At 71.3% G+C, this 17950-nt stretch carries 14 protein-coding genes; 4 read left to right on the forward strand and 10 right to left on the reverse strand.

Features of this window, described 5'->3' with window-relative positions; translation table 11 throughout:
• Nucleotides 1-134: 134 nt before the first annotated feature.
• Nucleotides 135-302: a hypothetical protein gene (locus ASG96_RS23250; RefSeq protein ID WP_157610809.1), complete on the reverse strand. Its 168-nt coding sequence runs from the start codon at nucleotides 300-302 to the stop codon at nucleotides 135-137.
• Entirely contained in the window at nucleotides 299-742 is a 444-nt protein-coding gene (locus ASG96_RS11540; RefSeq protein ID WP_057587993.1) for a DUF1810 domain-containing protein, read from the reverse strand. The genes ASG96_RS23250 and ASG96_RS11540 overlap by 4 nt, the downstream gene beginning before the upstream one ends.
• Nucleotides 743-1647: 905 nt before the next feature.
• Between ASG96_RS11540 and ASG96_RS11545 the strand changes: the two genes are divergently transcribed.
• Nucleotides 1648-4761, forward strand: coding sequence for a hypothetical protein (locus ASG96_RS11545; RefSeq protein ID WP_057587994.1), 3114 nt, complete (start codon nucleotides 1648-1650; stop codon nucleotides 4759-4761).
• A 642-nt stretch (nucleotides 4762-5403) separates the two neighbouring features.
• Here ASG96_RS11545 and glnA read toward each other — a convergent pair.
• Nucleotides 5404-6828 carry a type I glutamate--ammonia ligase gene (glnA, locus tag ASG96_RS11550; RefSeq protein WP_057587995.1) on the reverse strand — a complete coding sequence of 475 codons (1425 nt, stop codon included), beginning with the start codon at nucleotides 6826-6828 and terminating at the stop codon, nucleotides 5404-5406.
• A 341-nt stretch (nucleotides 6829-7169) separates the two neighbouring features.
• Here glnA and ASG96_RS11555 point away from each other — a divergent pair, with 341 nt between their 5' ends.
• Entirely contained in the window at nucleotides 7170-7508 is a 339-nt protein-coding gene (locus ASG96_RS11555; protein WP_369813597.1) for an RDD family protein, read from the forward strand.
• A gap of 142 nt (nucleotides 7509-7650) precedes the next feature.
• Here the strand turns inward: ASG96_RS11555 and ASG96_RS11560 are convergent, their stop codons facing one another.
• The 5 genes from ASG96_RS11560 to lipB form a co-directional block, all read right to left on the reverse strand.
• Nucleotides 7651-8385 carry a DUF4191 domain-containing protein gene (locus tag ASG96_RS11560; protein WP_057587996.1) on the reverse strand — a complete coding sequence of 245 codons (735 nt, stop codon included), beginning with the start codon at nucleotides 8383-8385 and terminating at the stop codon, nucleotides 7651-7653.
• Between the two features lie 5 nt (nucleotides 8386-8390).
• Complete coding sequence (gene lipA, locus ASG96_RS11565; RefSeq protein ID WP_057587997.1) at nucleotides 8391-9416, reverse strand: lipoyl synthase; 1026 nt, start codon at nucleotides 9414-9416, stop codon at nucleotides 8391-8393.
• A 124-nt stretch (nucleotides 9417-9540) separates the two neighbouring features.
• A complete protein-coding gene (locus ASG96_RS11570) occupies nucleotides 9541-10590 on the reverse strand; it encodes an ABC transporter permease subunit (protein ID WP_057587998.1) in 1050 nt (349 codons plus the stop codon).
• Entirely contained in the window at nucleotides 10587-11558 is a 972-nt protein-coding gene (locus ASG96_RS11575; protein ID WP_057587999.1) for an ABC transporter ATP-binding protein, read from the reverse strand. The genes ASG96_RS11570 and ASG96_RS11575 overlap by 4 nt, the downstream gene beginning before the upstream one ends.
• A 111-nt stretch (nucleotides 11559-11669) precedes the next feature.
• Nucleotides 11670-12329, reverse strand: a complete 660-nt coding sequence (gene lipB, locus ASG96_RS11580) for a lipoyl(octanoyl) transferase LipB (RefSeq protein WP_056758210.1) — start codon at nucleotides 12327-12329, stop codon at nucleotides 11670-11672.
• A 36-nt stretch (nucleotides 12330-12365) separates the two neighbouring features.
• Between lipB and ASG96_RS11585 the strand changes: the two genes are divergently transcribed.
• Complete coding sequence (locus tag ASG96_RS11585; protein WP_056758208.1) at nucleotides 12366-13433, forward strand: Gfo/Idh/MocA family oxidoreductase; 1068 nt, start codon at nucleotides 12366-12368, stop codon at nucleotides 13431-13433.
• Nucleotides 13434-13559: 126 nt separating this feature from the next.
• Entirely contained in the window at nucleotides 13560-15182 is a 1623-nt protein-coding gene (locus tag ASG96_RS11590) for a serine/threonine-protein kinase (RefSeq protein WP_057588000.1), read from the forward strand.
• Here the strand turns inward: ASG96_RS11590 and ASG96_RS11595 are convergent.
• Nucleotides 15160-16068 (reverse strand): TIGR01777 family oxidoreductase, encoded by a 909-nt coding sequence (locus ASG96_RS11595; RefSeq protein ID WP_057588001.1) that lies wholly within the window; start codon nucleotides 16066-16068, stop codon nucleotides 15160-15162. The genes ASG96_RS11590 and ASG96_RS11595 overlap by 23 nt on opposite strands.
• Before the next feature lie 25 nt (nucleotides 16069-16093).
• The gene (gene sucB / locus ASG96_RS11600) at nucleotides 16094-17944 is read right to left on the reverse strand and encodes a 2-oxoglutarate dehydrogenase, E2 component, dihydrolipoamide succinyltransferase (RefSeq protein WP_057588002.1); all 1851 of its coding nucleotides are present in this window, start codon (nucleotides 17942-17944) and stop codon (nucleotides 16094-16096) included.
• Nucleotides 17945-17950 lie beyond the last annotated feature (6 nt).

The following is a 17950-nucleotide window of genomic DNA, read 5'->3' on the forward strand; positions in this document are numbered from 1 at the left end:
TTACTGCCAGTCATCGACAGAATTCCACCGCCGACACGCCACGGATATCCCGCGCCGAGCGCTTCGGTCGCGGTAGGGCAGCCCCACCGCCGGGGGTCGAGGCATCGGGACCAGGCCGGACGTCCGGCTCGGCGTCAGGTGGTCGACGTCGCCCGTCCGCGGCGCCGGCGACCGCGGAGGTCGAGGGCGCCGACGAGGCACACCCACAGCGCCTTCCAGCGCCGCGGATCGGGCTCGGGGGCCACTGCCGCGGGCGTGCCTCCGTCGGGGGCTGCGTGGGTCTCGACGGGTTCGCCGCTCACCGGCCGAGGATCCCCGTCGTCGCGTCGTCGCGGCGGCCCTCGAAGAAGTGCTCGAGCACGCGGGCGAAGGGCTCGGCCCCCGCAGCGTCAGGCGCGGCGCGCTCGAAGAGGGTCATCGACGACCTCAGCTTGACCGCGTCCACCGGTCCGAGGACCCGGACGGCATTGTCGGTGCCGAGCGCGTCCAGCGCCCTCGCGCACTCGCGCAGCCGGGGTCCGAGGACCGGGTGGCGCAGGTAGGCGCGTGCCTCGGGGAGGCCCGACACGGCATACGCCCGGGCTGTCTCGCTCCGGCCCAGCCCGGCGACCTGGGGGAGGACGAACCACATCCAGTGGCCCCGTTTCGCACCGGCCCGCAGCTCGGCGAGGGCGGTCTCGTAGGTGCCGCCGGCGTCCTGGGCCCGCACGAACCGCTCGAGGTCGAAGGAGTCGTCGGTCATGGAGGAGTCGTACCCGAGAGACCCGCATGACCGCACACCGCGGTGCGGGGTGGGGCCGCGGTGGTCACGGGACGGCCCGCATCGTCATGATCACCTTCTCCTGCTCGGCGACGGCAGGTCCGTCCGCCCCACCGACTCGTTCGTCACATCGGGCTCGGGAGTGTTCCGCGCCGGGCCCGTCCGGCGCACAGTTGGAGTGAGGGTTCCGTCGGCCACCCACGTGGGCGCTGTGGCCGTCAGCAAGGACGTGCAGTGGACGCAAGGGCCGTGGACCGGCGCAGTGTCATCGTCGGGGACTCGGTCTTGCTGGGGGCGTCGTGCTGGCGGCGTGCACGAGCGGAGCCGCGACGTCGGCACGACGACCCTTCACGACTCCGTCGCCCATGACCCCGACGACGGGCCAGCGCGTCGTCGAGGCGACGCTGCACGCCCGACCGGCCACCGTCGACCTCGGCGGCCCGGCCCTCTGCGGTGCCTCAAACCCGCGCCCTACAGGGTGCTGACATGGCATTTCCGGTCGGCCGGTGTCGGCGTCATCCCGCCGAGCAGCAAGTCGCGGTCGGAATCAGCGTCTCCGCGCGGGCAGCCAAAGGTCACCGACAGCGTTCTCACCCCGGGCATGCTTTCTCCGCGCCCAACCCGAGTCGCTCAGCCTGACAGAACAGGCAAGGCAGTAGATCTCATGGATGCCGTCACCGAGGAGACCGAGGACGAGTCACTTTGCCTAGACGAGCGGGCTTTGGGCGCAAACCCGTGTCCAGTGGAGGTTCGTTCGGCGATGCTGGGGTGACTGCTCGCTCCACCATCAGGGGGTCACGATGGTCCAGGTCGCCGCACCGCCCTCGCCCATCCGGATGCGGATCCCTGTCGGGATGGTGGCATCGGCCATAGCAGTCCTGTTCCTCATGATGTCCGAGCTCAGCCGGCTGACCGGAGAGGTGCTCGACACCGAAGGCCGGTCATGGCCGGCCAACACGTTGATGGGGCTGGGCCTGCCGGCACGGGAAGGGTGGGGCGCGCGCTACACGGGCCCCTTCGCCGATGCGCGGACCACGTGGATGACGATCTATCTGGTCCTCGACCTCGCCTTCGTGCTCCTCTACCTGTGGGCCGCGTGGACAGCGAAACGTACCTCGTGGAAAGCGCTCGCGGTCGCCGTCTCCTTCATGGCCGGGTTCGACCTCGTCGAGGACGTGCTCGCCCTCATCGCGACCCACTGGGTCAAGCCGCCCTCGGGAGTCGCGAGCGCCCTGTCATGGGTGCTGTACGGGGCGACGCTGCTGAAGACGCTCTCGCTGGCGGCAGCGCTCGTCACGGTGTTCTACCGGGCGCGGGAGGACACCGCCTACCGCGGACGGCTCGGCCGCTGGGTGGTCGGCGCGTACCGTCAGCGGTTCTCCGTGCTGGCCGTGGTGCCGCTCGCCGTCATCGGCGTGATGCCCGGAAACGACCTGCTCGATCAGCTACCCGACGTGCAGCGTCGATGGCTGCTCGACGGCTTCGGGCACGCTGTGGCCGCCACGATCGTCGTGTTCCTCGTCGCGGTCAGCCTCCTGGCCCTGGGACGGCTCCGGTCCGCCACGGTGTGGCACCCGCCGACGCCCACCCCGACCGACCCGATGCGGGCATCGTTGGGGCTCGTCGTCATCGTGCCCGCCCTCGTGCTCATCTGCTGGGTCGTGATGCTGGTGCGGGGGTCGGCGACCCTGACGGAGGTGCCGGGGCTGCTGTGGTGGCCGCTGAGCCTGTTCGTCGGTATCCCGGTACTCATTGCGTCGGTGTCCCGCTGGATCCGGTGGCGTCACACGACGGCCGGTCAGGTCTCTGGGTCGCCCTGGTTCCCGAGGCCGAGCTTCGGCTCGCCGTCAGCGGCGACCAAGGCGGTCGTGGCCCGCTCGGGCGACATCATCGCCACGGCGGCCATCGTCATCGCCGCCCTCGGGCTGGTGCGGTCCTACACCTCCGTGGTGGCTCTCTACCTGGCGGGGGCGCCCATCACGGCGGGCTGGGCGGTGGTGGGCCTTGTCGTCGGCGCCGTCGGAGCCGTGGCCGTGTGGCCCGTGATGCGATGGGCTACCGACCTGGTGACCGTCACCGACCTGCCGGCATCAGCGACCGGTTTCGCGGCGACGCTCCGCCGGATCATGTCGCCGGCGCTGCTCACGCCACCCAGCCTGCCGGCCCGCATGGGTGTCCTTGGGGCCGGTGTCGCGCTCCTGCTGGCGATCGGCCTGGCGCCCGAGTGGTTCGCCGCGCATGTCGGTGTGATCGGCACGTCGGCGCTCGCTCTGCTGGCCGCGTGCCTTGTCCTCGGTGGAGCGGTCGTCATGCTCGAGCTGAAGCTGAGCCCCGAGGTGTTCTGGTTCAAGCCGATCAACACCCCAGCCGTCCCCGTCACGACGATCATCCTTGCGGCGCTGTTCTTCACGTCGACGCTGGGCGACGACGCGAACCTGCACGGCGTGGACGGCCTCGTCCGGACACCGGCCCCGGCTGCGGCCTCGGGTACGGCCTCGGGCAAGGCCTCCGATTCAGCGAAGACCGCAGCGGCCCTGACGGAGCGGCGGGACTTCACGACCGTGTTCGACCACTGGGTGACCGCGACAGCCGACTGCGGGCACGAGGTGTCCAGCGGGTCACGGACGATCACGGTGCGCCCGATGTTCCTCGTGGCAGCCGAGGGTGGCGGCATCCGGGCCGCCTACTGGTCGGCAGCTGCCCTGGACCTGCTGAGCACCTCCGCGTCCGCGTCGCCAGACGGCATCAACTGGGCGGCGGCACCACCGTCGCCGTGCGCCAGCCCGCTGCTCGCCGGTGGCGCCAGCGGCGGCGCTGTCGGGGTGACCGTTGCGCGGTTCGCCGGTCAGGACTCGGCCCGCACCCGCGTGGTGAAGATGGCCGGACCGGACGCGCTGGGCCAGGCGAGCGTCGGCCTCTTCGTCCGGGACCTGCTCTACGCCGCGACCGGGCTACCCATCTTCGGGACCCCCGGCCACGAGCAGGAACCAGCGAGCTCCGGCCCGGTCTGGAGAGACCGCGGCGCCCTGATGGAACAGGTCTGGGCGGCCTCGTCCGGGCTGGACGTGCCCTTCCTGCCGACCACGCAGCAGGGCCAGGACGCCGCGACCTCCAGCCGGAGCGGCGCCCTCGTGCTGAACTCCACCCGGGTCTCGGACGGGTGCCGCATGTGGATCAGCCAGATCGCGTTGAGCACCAACCCGGACGCCGAGTGCGATGCCGTCTCCGCCCCGGCCGGGCACACCCTCGACCTGTTCGAGACACTCCGTATGGACCGGTCCAACGCCGCGACCGGCGCGCAGACACGCGCCGATGACCTGTGTCTGGGACCGCTGACGGCTGCGACCGCGGCGCTGCTCGCGTCCCGCTTCCCGTTCGTGACCCCGAGCGGGGTCGCTGGCCCGTGCGGCGACCAGCCGGCCCAGCAGTTCGTCGATGGCGGGTACGTCGAGAACTCCGGCATCAAGACGATCGTCGACCTCGCCCCAGAATGGCTCGCGCTCGTCCAGGCTCACAACGCGACCGCGCTCCAGAGTGCTCAGCCCGACCTCATCGTGCCGGTGGTCATCTACCTCGACAACGGCACCGGTACCGACCTGCGGGCCGAGCCCCCGCAGAAGACACCGGAGCTGCTCGTGCCCCAGCGCACGACAGGGCGCGCGAAGTCATCGCTCGTCGACACCCCGGCGCTGCTGCGCGAAGCCGAACGGCTCGTCTCGGCCGAGTCCATCCTGCCTGGAGGGCAGGACGTGACCGCGGTACGCACCGCGGTCGAGGGGTGGCGGCCGCACTCGGTGGTCCTTGTCCACGAGTCGACCTTTCCCGCAGTCACGGCCCCGCTCGGCTGGGTCCTGTCGCAGCAGAGCATCGAGACGATGGACCGCGCCCTGGCGCAACAGGCGGCTCAGGTCCCGAACGGGGAGTCCTTGAACCAGGCACCGGTCGTTTCGGGACGCGGGCGGTTGGGCGACGCCATCGCCCTGGTAGATCCGGCCATGTGATGATCGCGGCACCTGCGCGCTGAAGTTCGGCCCGCGCCCCCCGACGGAATTCGGGATTCGGCGCCGTGCGGGTCCCGAAAGACCACCCCGGGTATTCGATCCCTTCCGTGAGTCACACGTTCGGAGCGTGCGCCGGAGTCGTGTGCGACAACAGGTGACTCAGTTCTGTTGTGGCATGACGTGGCGGCTTGTCGGGAGTGAGGCCACGTCTTGCGACTTCGCGCGAGGTCGGGGCGACGGTGGCAGCCCACGTGTTCGGTAGCTCGTCGTGCTGGCGTGCCCAGCGTTCCAAGAACGTCTCTGTGTGCGTCGGTGGGAGGTCCACGTCATCGCGTCTACCTCGCATGGCGTCGATAGTTCGTCACCAAGTGAGACCGGTCAGTGGACGGGCCCTAGGGGCGATGTCGGCACCGCGAAGGTTGCGAAACCACGCCGTGCCGTTGCGTTACGCCCTGCAGCCGCGTCGAGTCGCGCGGCAGGCATGGTTCGACGCTGTCGTCGTCAGCCCGTAGTGGGGCGCAGCGGATCTCATCGAGGCAGTGAGCCGTGCCAAAGATGTGCCAAACGCGGGCCCCAGACAGGGGCCCGCGCTTGGTAAAGCCTTGTGACACTGACGTATTCGTTGATGCGTTCCAGCAGGACTCAGATGTCGAAGTACATCTCGAACTCGTGCGGGTGCGGACGGAAGCGGATCGGGTCCACCTCGTTCTTGCGCTTGTACTCGACCCAGGCCTCGATGAGGTCCTGCGTGAACACGTCGCCCTCGAGGAGGTAGTCGTGGTCGGCCTCGAGGGCGTCGAGCACCTCGGGCAGCGAGCCGGGCACCTGCTGGATCGCGGCGTGCTCCTCGGGCGGCAGCTCGTAGAGGTCCTTGTCGACCGGCTCCGGCGGCTCGATGCGGTTCTTGATGCCATCGAGACCGGCCATGAGCTGGGCGGCGAAGCAGAGGTACGGGTTCGCCGACGGGTCGGGAACGCGGAACTCGATGCGCTTGGCCTTCGGCGACGTGCCGGTGATCGGGATGCGGACGCACGCCGAGCGGTTGCGGGCCGAGTAGACCAGGTTGACCGGCGCCTCGTAGCCGGGGACCAGGCGGTGGTAGGAGTTCACCGTCGGGTTCGTGAAGGCGAGCAGCGACGGGGCGTGCTTGAGCAGGCCGCCGATATACCAGCGCGCGAGGTCGGACAGACCGCCGTAGCCGCGCTCGTCGTAGAAGAGGGGCTCGCCGTCCTTCCAGAGCGACTGGTGCGTGTGCATGCCCGAGCCGTTGTCACCGAAGAGCGGCTTCGGCATGAACGTCGCGGTGTGGCCCTGCTTCCACGCCGAGTTCTTGACGACGTACTTGAACTTCATCAGGTCGTCGCCGGAGTGCAGCAGCGTGTTGAAGCGGTAGTTGATCTCCATCTGACCCGCGGTGCCGACCTCGTGGTGGCTGCGCTCGACGTTGAGACCGACCTCCTTGAGCTCGAGGCAGATCTTGTCGCGGAAGTCGGCGAAGTGGTCGACGGGGGAGACGGGGAAGTAGCCGCCCTTGTAGCGGGTCTTGTAGCCCTTGTTGCCGCCCTCCTCCTCCCGGCCGGTGTTCCACGCGGCCTCGACGGAGTCGATGAAGTAGTAGCCGGCGTTCTGCTTCGTCTCGAAGCGCACGTCGTCGAAGACGTAGAACTCGGCCTCGGCGCCGAAGTAGGCGGTGTCGGCGATACCCGTGGACTTGAGGTACTCCTCGGCCTTGCTCGCGATGTTGCGCGGGTCGCGGCTGTAGCGCTCGTCCGTGAAGGGGTCGAGGATCGAGAAGTTCATGACCAGCGTCTTCTCGACGCGGTAGGGGTCGACGAAGGCGGTGGCGGGGTCGGGCACGAGCTTCATATCGGACTCGTGGATCGCCTGGAAGCCACGGATAGAGGACCCGTCGAACATCTGACCAACGGTGAAGAAGTCCTCGTCGACCGACTCAGCCGGCACGTTGAAGTGCTGCATGACACCGGGCAGATCGCAGAACCGAATGTCGACGAACTTGACGTCCTCGTCCTTGATGAACGTGAGGACCTCGTCAGCTGAGCTGAACATCCAACCTCCTGATGTGGGGCGAGGTCGTCTCCCGGTCCTGGGCTCCGAGGAGCGGCAGAGATCGAGCGACGGCCTCGTGCTGTCGGTGTCGACACTATCGACTGCCGATTTCTCTGCAATGACCCTCATGTTTCACGGGTGTTACGGATGGACAGGCCCGGGCAAAGCCCGCGAGCCGTGTCTCGTTACGCTGGACCCGTGGTGGACCGCAAGGATTTCGGCTCGTGGCTCNGGGCCCGCGAGCGCGCACGAGCGCCGACGGGCAGTACCGAGGCCGCGACCTCGGCCTGCCACCGCACGGACCGGGCTCCGTGGCCGGCTTCGGCATCCGCTTCGCGGGCGTGCTCATCGACTGGACCATCGCCTCGCTCATCGCGCGGGGTCTCTTCGGGGTGCCGCTCCCGTTCTCGCAGCCGCCGGCGTCGGGAGGGCAGGGCTTCGTGGTGCTCGCCGTGTTCGGCGTCATGCACCTCGTGCTCGTCGGCACGGTCGGCTTCACGATCGGCCATCGGATCATGGGCCTGCAGGTGCGCTCGCTCGTGGGTGAGCGTGTCCTGCCGCTCCAGGCGATCGCGCGCACCCTCCTGCTCTGCCTCTTCCTGCCCGCCGTGGTCTGGGACCGTGACGGCCGGGGCCTGCACGACAAGGTGCCCAACACTGTCATCGTCCGCACCCGCTGACGCAGGCCTGACGCAGGCCTGACGCAGGCACGACGCAGGCACGACGCGGGCGCTGCCCGGGACGGGTACGCGGAAGGGCCGGTTCCCACGGGAACCGGCCCTTCCGCATACCTTCTTGGTCGCACCGCCGTGGCGGTCGGGATCACTTGCCGCGCAAGGCCTTCCGGTCCATGCGGGCGCGCATCGGGTCGACGCCGGGAGGAAGCGGAGCACGGAGACCTCCGAGCGCCTTGAGCCGCTTGTTGACGAGGGCCATCTCGTCCTTGGTGATCTGTGGCTTGAGGCGCTGGACCTTGCTCGCGAGCTTGGGCAGCGGGACCTCGTTGTCGCCGGATCCGACGCGCATCGTGGTGACCGGGACGCCGGGGGCGACGCGCTCGACGCGCTTCTTCTCGGTGGCGAGCAGCTTCTGGACGCGTGCCGTCGGGCCCTCGCCGACGAGGACGACGCCGGGCCGTCCGAGGGCGCGGTAGACCATGGCGGCCGAGTTGATGTCACCCGGGCGGGCGACGTCGGCGGCGACGGGCTCGCGGTCGGTGTACCAGCCACGACGGATCGAGGTGAGGGCGGCACCGGCGGCGCCGGCCTGGCCCTCGATCTGGCTGTAGGCCGCCCGCTCGGCGCGGCGGCTCATGACGATCGTCGCGGCGAGGACGCCGAAGAGCACCCCGAAGATGCCGAAGATCCACGGCAGCTTGACGAGGAAGCCGATGACGAGCAGCACCCCGAAGACGACGAGGAACGACAGCAGCATGAACCAGCCGATGAGGGGGTCAGCCTGCTTGGAGACCCGGTAGACGTCACGGATCTGGGACAGCCGTCCCTGCTTCTTCTCCTGGAGCGCGCTCGTCGCGTCGCCGTCCTTGTTGCGTGCCATGGTGCTCAGGATACGGCGCTCTTGGCGCGGGCCACCAACGACGCCGCCTCCTGGCGCGCGGGGGACCCTGCGGCCTCGGCCAGGTGGGAGAGGTGCGCGGGGATCTCGCGGCCCCACTTGCGCATCGCGGTGGCCCAGAGACGACCGGCGCGGTACGACGAACGCACGAGCGGACCGGCCATGACGCCCTTGAAACCCATCTCCTCGGCCACCTCGGACCAGTGGACGAACTCCTCGGGCTTGACCCACCGGTCGATCGGGTGGTGCAGCTTGGAGGGCCGGAGGTACTGCGTGATGGTCAGGATGTCGCAGCCGGCGTCGTGGAGGTCGCGGATGGCCTCCTCGATCTCGGTGTCGGTCTCGCCCATGCCGAGGATGAGGTTGGACTTCGTGACGAGCTCCGCCTCGCGCGCCATGCTCAGCACGGCCAGCGACTTCTCGTAGGTGAAGGCGGGACGGATGCGCCTGAAGATGCGCGGCACCGTCTCGAGGTTGTGGGCGAACACCTCGGGGCGGGCGTCGAAGACCTGGCCGACGAGCTCGGGCTTGGCGCCGAAGTCGGGCGGGAGGATCTCGACGCCGGTGTTGGGGTTGAGCAGGTGGATCTGGCGGATCGTCTCGGCGTAGAGACCGGCGGCGCCGTCGGGCTGGTCGTCGCGGGCGACGCCGGTCACGGTGGAGTAGCGCAGTCCCATCCGGGCGACCGACTCGGCCACGCGTCGCGGCTCGTCGAGGTCGAGGGTGGTCGGGCGGCCGGTCGCGATGTCGCAGAAGTCGCAGCGCCGGGTGCACACGTCACCCCCGATGAGGAAGGTGGCCTCCTTGTCCTCCCAGCACTCGAAGATGTTGGGGCAGGCGGCTTCCTGGCACACCGTGTGGAGTCCCTCGGACTTCACCATTGAGTGCAGGGCGGTGTACTCGGGCCCCATCTTGGCGGTGGTCCTGATCCAGGACGGCTTGCGCTCGATGGGGGTCTCGGCGTTGCGCGCCTCGACGCGCAGCAGACGACGGCCGTCGGGAACGACAGACACACGGGCTCCTTGGTCGGGATTTGCTGCTCCGCACAGGTTACGCCTCCCCGCGGACCGTCCCGGACCACCCTCGACGTGGGCGTATGCCGGGTGGTCGAGTCGGGCGGGGGTCTGACCTCGGGCGTCAGGTGACGTCGCGCCGCCGGAACGACACGAGGCCCGCCAGCACGACCGCGAGAGCCATGCACAGCAGGAAGACCCAGCCGTGCGTGTAGCTGAGGGTCCGCTCGGCGTACTCGCACGACGAGGGGCCGCAGGACTCGGCGGCGTACGTGGTGCCCCGGTCGACGAACGCCTCGATGTTCTTGAGGACCGACCACTGCTGGAGCCGGCCCTGGAGGAACGCCTGGATGACGATGCCCTCGACCACCACGGCGAAGCCGAGCACGGTCCCGATGATCGCCGCCGTGTGGCGCAGGAGCAGGCCGAGCGCTGCCCCGACGACTCCGGCGCCCAGGGCCAGCGCGACGATGCGCAGCCCGAGCAGGGCCAACGGCTCCTCGAGCGGCGGCGCCTGCGGCAGCTGGAGGTCGGAGCCGGGGCGGTTGACGACGGCGACCATGCGGGCGCCGAGGTTGGTCAGGACGAGCCCGAGCACCGCGACGACGGCGCCACCCACGGCGGCCGCTATGAGCTTGCTGGCGGCGACGCGCAGCCGTCGTGGCTGGAAGGTCAGCCAGAGGCCCATCGAGCCGGTGGAGAACTCGGCCCCGACGAAGCTCGCACCGAGCAGCAGGGCGACGAACGCGAGCAGCAGGGCGATGGTCCGGGCGATGCCCTCGGTGACGATGTCCGCGACGGGCAGGCCGATCCCCATCTCCTCGAGCGTCGGGGTCTGGGCCTGCTGGTCGCAGCCGAGGTCGAGCGTCTGGTCGCCGCTGCGGTCACGCTCGATGGCCTGCTGCCTGCGACAGTCCTCGACGATGCGGGGTGCTTCCTGCTGCATGATCCGGTAGCTGTCGAGCTGCTGGGCGAGGCGCTCGGGCGAGGTCTCGTTGTAGGCGTTGTAGACGGTCGCGCCAATGAAGACGACGACGGCGGCGACGACCACCTTCGTCAGCCGGCGCCACCAGAGCCGGCGCAGCTCGACGCCGACGAGGCCGGCGAACGAGGTGCCCTTGGGCTGCCGCTCGGTGCGGGGGCGGGAGTCGGGGGAGACGAGCGTCTCGCTCATGCCACACCACCGCTCCGGCGTCCACCGGCGGCCCGGTCGGCATCGCTCCCGAGCCCCTCGTCGGCGGTGAGTGCGAGGAAGGCCGACTCGAGGTCCGGCCGAACCGGCACGAGCTCGGAGACGTAGAGACCGTGCCCGGCGAGGGACCGGGTGACGGCCGAGGGGTCGTCGGTGCCGACGACGAGGTACGCGTCGTCACGGGTCAGCGTGAAGCCGTCGGCAGCCAGCACCTCGGCGGCCCGGTCGGGGGAGGCGACGGCGACGCGTACCTGGGCGGTGCCGGCGACACCGGCGCCTCCGAGGATGTCGCTGACGCGCCCCTCGGCGAGCAGCGACCCGTGCCCGATGATCGACACCGTGTCGGCGACCTGCTCGACCTCGGCAAGGATGTGTGAGCTGACGAGCACCGTCTTGCCCTGGGCGCCGAGTGACGACATGGTGTCGCGCACCTCGCGGATCCCCGCCGGGTCGAGCCCGTTGGTGGGCTCGTCGAAGATGAGCAGGTCAGGGTCCTTGAGCAACGTCGCCGCGATGGCGAGGCGCTGCTTCATCCCGAGGGAGAACCCGGCATACCGGTCGCGACCGCGATCGCCGAGGTGCGTCGCCTCGAGGACCTCGTCGACGCGGTGTCGCGGGCTGCCGATCGCGCCGGCGAGGAGCACGAGGTTCTGGCGCGCGGTGAAGGCGGGGAAGAACTTCGGCGACTCGACGATGGCACCCACCCGGTCGATGACGTGGGGCAGCCGCTTGGGAACCGCCTCGCCGAAGACCTCGGCGGTGCCCGAGTCGGCACGCACGAGGCCGAGCAGCATCCGGATCGTCGTCGTCTTGCCCGAGCCGTTGGGGCCGAGGAAGCCGTGGACGCCACCGAGGGGCACGGACATGGACAGGCCGGTGACGGCCACACGTCGTGACCCGCGGCTCAGGTACGTCTTGCGTAGGTTGACGGTGCGGACGGCGACGTCCATCGATCCCCCTGGTTCGACCGGTTGGTGGTCGACACCCTAGGGGGTGCCACCACCCGACCGGGCGTGAACCCTCCGGTCACGACACGGCATACGGCCTCGGGGCGGCGTCGTTCAGGCGAGGGCGCGGCGGTTGGGCTGGAGCGTCGGGAGGATGTCGGCCAGGTGCTTCTCGACGTGCGGGAGGACCTCGGTGACGGGCACGTCGCGCCCGAGCTCGAACGACAGGGACGTCACACCGGCACCGACGATGCCGCACGGGATGATGACCTCGCCCCACGACAGGTCGGGGTTGCAGTTGAGCGCGAAGCCGTGCATCGCGACCTGCCGGCTGACGCGGATGCCGATGGCACCGATCTTGCGACGCGGCCCGCGGTCGTCGGCGGCGATCCACGTGCCGCTCTCGCCCTCGACGCGCCCGGCCTCGACGCCGAAGTCGGCGCAGACCCGGATCATCATCTCCTCGATGTGCCGGACGTAGCCGACGACGTCGATGGGCGCCGGCAGCCGCACGATGGGGTAGCCGGTGATCTGTCCCGGGCCGTGCCAGGTGATCTTGCCGCCGCGGTCGACGTCGATGACGGGTGTGCCGTCGCTGGGTCGCTCCTGCGGCTCGGTGCGCTTGCCGGCCGTGTACACCGCGCGGTGCTCGAGGAGGTAGACGGTGTCGGGCTCCTCGCCCGCCACGACCTTCGCGTGCATGTCGCGCTGGACCTGCCAGGCCTGCTCGTAGTCGACGAAGTCGGGGTCGAGGCCGAGGTGGACGAAGCGCATGCGGTCACCCTACGCCGGGCGGCATACGATGCCGGAATGCCTGGCACCGACCCGTCCCCGTCCACCCCGCTGCGCGTCGGACTCGTCGGCTACGGCTCCGCGGGGCGAGGCATCCACGCCCCGCTCATCGTCCGGGCCGGCCTCTCGGTGGCGGCCGTCTCGACGTCGAACGCGACACGCGCCGACGAGGTGCGTGCCGACCTGCCGGGCACCGAGGTCGTCCCCGACCTCGAGACCCTCCTCGGCGTCGACGGCCTCGACCTCGTCGTCCTCGCCTCGCCGAGCGGGGTGCACGCGGAGCAGGCCGAGCGGGTCGTCGAGGCGGGCATCCCGCTCGTCGTCGACAAGCCGCTCGCCGTCGACGCGAGCCGCGCGCTCGACGTCGTCGACCTGGCCGCCCACCACGGAGTGCCCCTCACGGTCTTCAACAACCGCCGCTTCGACCCCGAGCTGGCGGCTCTGCGGATCGTGCGCGACGACGAGCTCGTCGGTGAGATCTGGCGAGCCGAATACCGTTGGGACCGTTGGCGCCCGGTGCCCAAGCAGCGCTGGCGCGAGCAGGTCACCGCCGAGGAGGGTGGCGGCCTGCTGCTCGACCTGCAGACACACCTCGTCGACCAGGCCGTGCTGCTGCACGGGGAGGTCGAGTCGGTCTACGCCGAGGTCGACTCCCGCACGACGGTCGCCGAGGACGACACCTTCCTCGCCTGCCGGCACACCTCCGGCGTCGTCAGCCACGTCATGTCCAGCTCGGTCAACGGCGCCCCCGGGCCGCGCGCCCGCGTCAACGGCTCGGCCGGATCCTTCGTCATCGGAAGACAGTTCGACGACGTCAGCTCGTTCACCGAGTTCGAGAACCAGGGCGACGCCGTCGGCTGGGTCGTGCGCGGCGACGAGCGCGAGCCGGGGCCCGTCGTGACGGACGCCGACCAGGCGGACTTCTACCGCGCGGTCGCGGTCGCGCTGGTGTCGTCCGACCCGCAGGCGACGATGCCGGTCGACCCGCGCGACGCCGTCCACGTGCTCGCCGTCGTCGACGCCGCGCGCATCAGCGCCCGTGACCGTCGGGTCGTCGACGTCGTGACTCCCGGCCAGACCCCCTGACCGGAACCGTCGGCACCGTCGACGTCGCGTATGCCGTGTGGCGCGGCCCGTCGTCTGGTCCCGTCGTCGTCCGGGCCCTGTGGATGACGCGCCCGCGCACCGTCGGGGCGGTGCTTGCATGAGCGGATGGACGACCAGGAGCGAGAGCAGCCGGGGCAGGCGCCACCGGAGCGTCCCGACGTCCCGGGACACCGCGTCGACGCCGTCATCGGCACCGGAGGGTCAGCGGTCGTGTGGTCGGGGGTCGACGCGACGGGGCGACGGGTGGCGATCAAGGTGCCGCACCTCGTCCGTGACGAGCTCGACCGCCAGCAGTCCCTCGCCGAGCAGCAGGTCCTGCTGGCCGTGCAGCACGACCACCTGGTGCCGCTCCGGTCGGTCGTGCCCCTCGCCGACGGCCGCGAGGCCCTCGTGTTCGACCTCGTCACCGGGGCCCAGCTGGCCGGGATGGTGCGCTCCCGCGGTCACCTGCGGCCGGGCGAGGTCGTCACGGTCCTCACGCCCGTCTGCGAGGCCGTGGCGCACCTGCACGCGGCCGGAGGCCTCCACGCCGACATCTCGCCGTCCAACGTCACGGTGACCTCCGACGGGCGACCGGTCCTGCTCGACCTCGGTGCGGTGCGCGTGGCCGGAGGTGAGCCCGGGGTCGTGCACGGCACCGCTGGCTTCGTCGCTCCCGAGGTGCTCCTCGGGGCGCGGCCCGACGAGGCCTCCGACGTCTACGCGCTCGGGGCCGTGGCGTGGTTCTGCCTCACCGGCAACGGTGCTCCCGACACGATGCTGCGTCTCGACGAGGCGACCGTCGTGAGCCACGTCGGCCCCGAGCTCGCCTCGGTCGTGGCAGCGGCGATCGACCCCGAGCCGGACCGTCGGCCGAGCGCCGCCGATCTCGCCGGCCTCTTCTACGACGCGGCCCCGCCGGAGGCCGTCGAGGTGGTCGTCAGTCCGGACCAGGCGTCGGCACTGACCCACCGCCTCCGGGCCGAGGCCGGTCGCGAGCCCCCTCCCGCGGCGCCCCGCCCGCGACCGTCGTCACGTCGCGTCGTCGTGTCGGCGCTCGTCGTGTCGGCGCTCGTCGCCGTGCCGCTGCTCGTGGCAGCGGGGTGGGCGTGGGCTGCGCGGGCACCGGACCCGTCGGCGCCCTCGGCACACGCCGCGACGACGCGGGCACGGCCCGCGTCCACCACACCCGGGGCGCCCGGTGCCACGGCAGTGCCGGCGCCGCACGGGACACCGCCGCGCACGGTCCCCGGGCCGAGCGCGTCCACGGTGGTGACGGCCTCGACGCCGCCCCTCTCGCCGGCACGTCCCGCATCGGGCGCGACCACGTCCGACTCGGTCCTGCGCGAGGCCACGAGCCCCTCGCTACGACCCGAGGACGTGCTGCAGGTCCTCAGCGACCGGCGCTCCGTCGCGCTCGTCGACGGCGACGTCACAGCCCTGGCGGGAGTCCACGCACCCGGTTCGCCGAGCCTCGCCGGCGACCGGGAGCTGCTCGCCGGGCTCGCCGGCGCCCGCACGCGCTGGGAGGGGCTGCGGCTCCAGGTGGCCGAGGCGCTCTTCGTGTCGGGGTCACCGACGGAGGCGGTGGTGCGCGCCCGGGTCGACTGGACGGCATACACCGTCGTCACGGCGGACGGCGCGAGGCAGGGGCGCCTCGCTGACGTCGGCCGTCAGCTCGACTTCCGGCTCGTGCGCGGGCCGCAGGGCTGGCGCATCAGCGCGCTCAGCGCCTCACCAGCCACCTGACGGCGCCGTCGAGGTCGGGGTGCTCGAAGGTGAACCCGGAGGCGAGCAGGGCCGCAGGCTCGACGCGCTGGCTCGCGACGACGTAGTCGGCGAACTCGCCGATGACGGCACGGATGGCGAAGTGGGGGGCGGGGACGAACGCCGGCCGCGAGAGCGCCGACCCGATGGCCGACGCGATCTCGCGCTGCCGCGCGGCCCCCGGGGCTGCCAGGTTGAAGGGCCCCACGAGTTCCGGGTGGTCGAGGAGGTGCAGGATCGCACGCACCTCGTCGACGAGCGTGATCCACGGCCACCACTCGCGGCCCGAGGCCATCGGACCGCCGAGGCCGAGACGGCCGAGCAGCACGACTTGCTCGAAGGCGCCGCCCTCGTGCGCCATGACGAGTCCCGTCCGGACGAACGCGACAGGGAGGCCCGCGTCGACGGCGGGCCGGGCCGCGCCCTCCCAGCGGACGACGACACCGGAGAGGAAGTCCTGCCCCGGGTCGCTCGTCTCGGGGAGGTGCTCCTCGCCCCGGTCGCCGTAGTAGCCGACGGCCGACGCGTTGACGAGCCGGATGGCCTCGCCGGTGCGGTCGCGGTGGGCGACCAGGGCCTGGGCGACCGTCCCGGTGGCGTCGGTGCGAGACCGCTCGACCTCCCGCTTGTGCTCGGCGTTCCACCGGCGGTCACCGATGCCGACGCCCGCCAGGTTGACGACGGCGTCGACCCCGTCGAGCGTGCCCTGGTCGAGCCGTCCGCGGGCGGGGTCCCACTGGACCTCGTCCGGGGCAGCGGGGGAGTGGCGCACGAGACGGATGACCTCGTCACCGCGTTCGGCGAGGGCACGACGAAGCGCGCCGCCGATCAGACCGGACGAGCCGGTGACGGCGACGCGCTTCGTCATGGGGTGCTCCTCATGCAGGGGAACCTCAGGCCTCGAACTGGCCCTCTTCGAGCCTGGCCTTCATCGTGCCGAGGAACCGCGCGGCGTCGGCACCGTCGACGATGCGGTGGTCGTAGGACAGCGCGAGGTACATCATCGACCGGATCGCGATGGTCTCGCCGCCGTCGACGTCGGTGACGACCACGGGGCGCTTGACGATCGCGCCGGTGCCGAGGATGGCCACCTGCGGCTGGTTGATGATCGGCGTGTCGAAGAGCGCACCACGGCTGCCGGTGTTGGTGATGGTGAAGGTGCCACCGGCGAGGTCGTCGGGCGTGATCTTGTTGTTGCGCGTGCGTGCGGCGACGTCGGCGATCGCGCGGGCGAGGCCGGCGATGTTGAGGTCACCGGCGTTCTTGACGACCGGGACGATGAGCCCCTTCTCGGTGTCGACGGCGATCGAGAGGTTCTCGCTGCCGTGGTAGACGACCTCGTCGCCCTCGATGCTCGCGTTGACCATCGGGTGCGCCTTGAGCGCCTCCGTCGCGGCGAGAGCGAGGAACGGCAGGAAGCTCAGCTTCGTGCCCTCGCGGGCCTCGAAGTCGCTCTTGACCCGGGCCCGCAGGCGAGCCACCTTCGTCAGGTCGACCTCGACGACGGTGGTCAGCTGTGCCGACACCTGCAGCGACTCGACCATGCGGGTGGCGATGACCTTGCGCAGGCGGGTCATCTTCTCGCGGGTGCCGCGCTTGGGCGAGACCGTTGCCGGGGCCGTGGATGTGGCGGCCGGAGCGGCGGAAGCGGCGGGCGGGGCCGCCGGAGCGGCCGGCTGGGCGGCCGGTGCGGGCTCGGCCGGTGCCTTGGCGGCCTCGGCGGCGTCGAGCACGTCCTGCTTGCGGATGCGACCGCCGACGCCGGTGCCGGTGATCGAGCCGAGGTCGACACCGTGCTGGTTCGCGAGCTTGCGCACGAGCGGCGTCACGTAGGCGGCGGCGTCGTCGCGCGACGGCGTCGGGGCCGGGGCGGCGGCCTCGGGCGACTGCTGGGCCGGGGGACGCTCGGCGTCGGCCGGCGTGCCGGCGGCCGCAGGGGCCGCCTCCTCCTGCTGCTCCTGAGCGGGAGCCTTGGGTGCCTCGGCAGCGGGCTCGGGTGCCTTCTCGGGCTCGGGCTCAGGCGCCGGGGCCGGCTCCGGGGCCTTCTCGGGCTCCGGTGCTGCGGCGGCCGCGGGTGCACCGCCGCCGATGACGGCGAGGTCGGCACCCACGGGGACGGTGTCGTCCTCCTGGACGAGGATCTTGGTCAGCGTGCCGGCGACGGGCGACGGGATCTCGGTGTCGACCTTGTCGGTCGAGACCTCGAGGAGGGGCTCGTCGACGGCGACCTCGTCGCCCTCGGACTTCAGCCAGCGGGTGACGGTGCCCTCGGTGACGGACTCGCCGAGAGCAGGCATCGTCACCGTCTGGCCCTCGCCGCCACCCGACGCCGAGGCGGCGGCCTGCGGCTGCTCCGCCTGCGCGGCCTCCGGCTCGCTCGTGGCGGCCTGCGGCTCCTGCTCAGTGCTGGGCGCCTCCGGTGCAGGGGCGGCCTCGGGCTCGGGTGCCTCCTCGGGCGCGGCCTCCGGCTCGGCGGCCGGGGCGTCGCCACCCGACGCAGGGGCGTCGCCGTCACCGATGACGGCGAGGTCGGCGCCGACGGGGACGGTGTCGTCCTCCTGGGCGAGGATCTCCTGGAGGGTGCCCGCCACGGGGGAGGGGATCTCGGTGTCGACCTTGTCCGTCGAGACCTCGAGCAGTGGCTCGTCAACCTCGATGCGGTCACCGACGTTCTTCAGCCAGCGGGTGACGGTCCCCTCGGTGACGGACTCACCCAGGGCCGGCATGGTCACGCGTTCTGACATGACGTG

Origin of the sequence: Terrabacter sp. Soil810, from assembly GCF_001429645.1 — a bacterium.
Classification (GTDB): domain Bacteria; phylum Actinomycetota; class Actinomycetes; order Actinomycetales; family Dermatophilaceae; genus Terrabacter.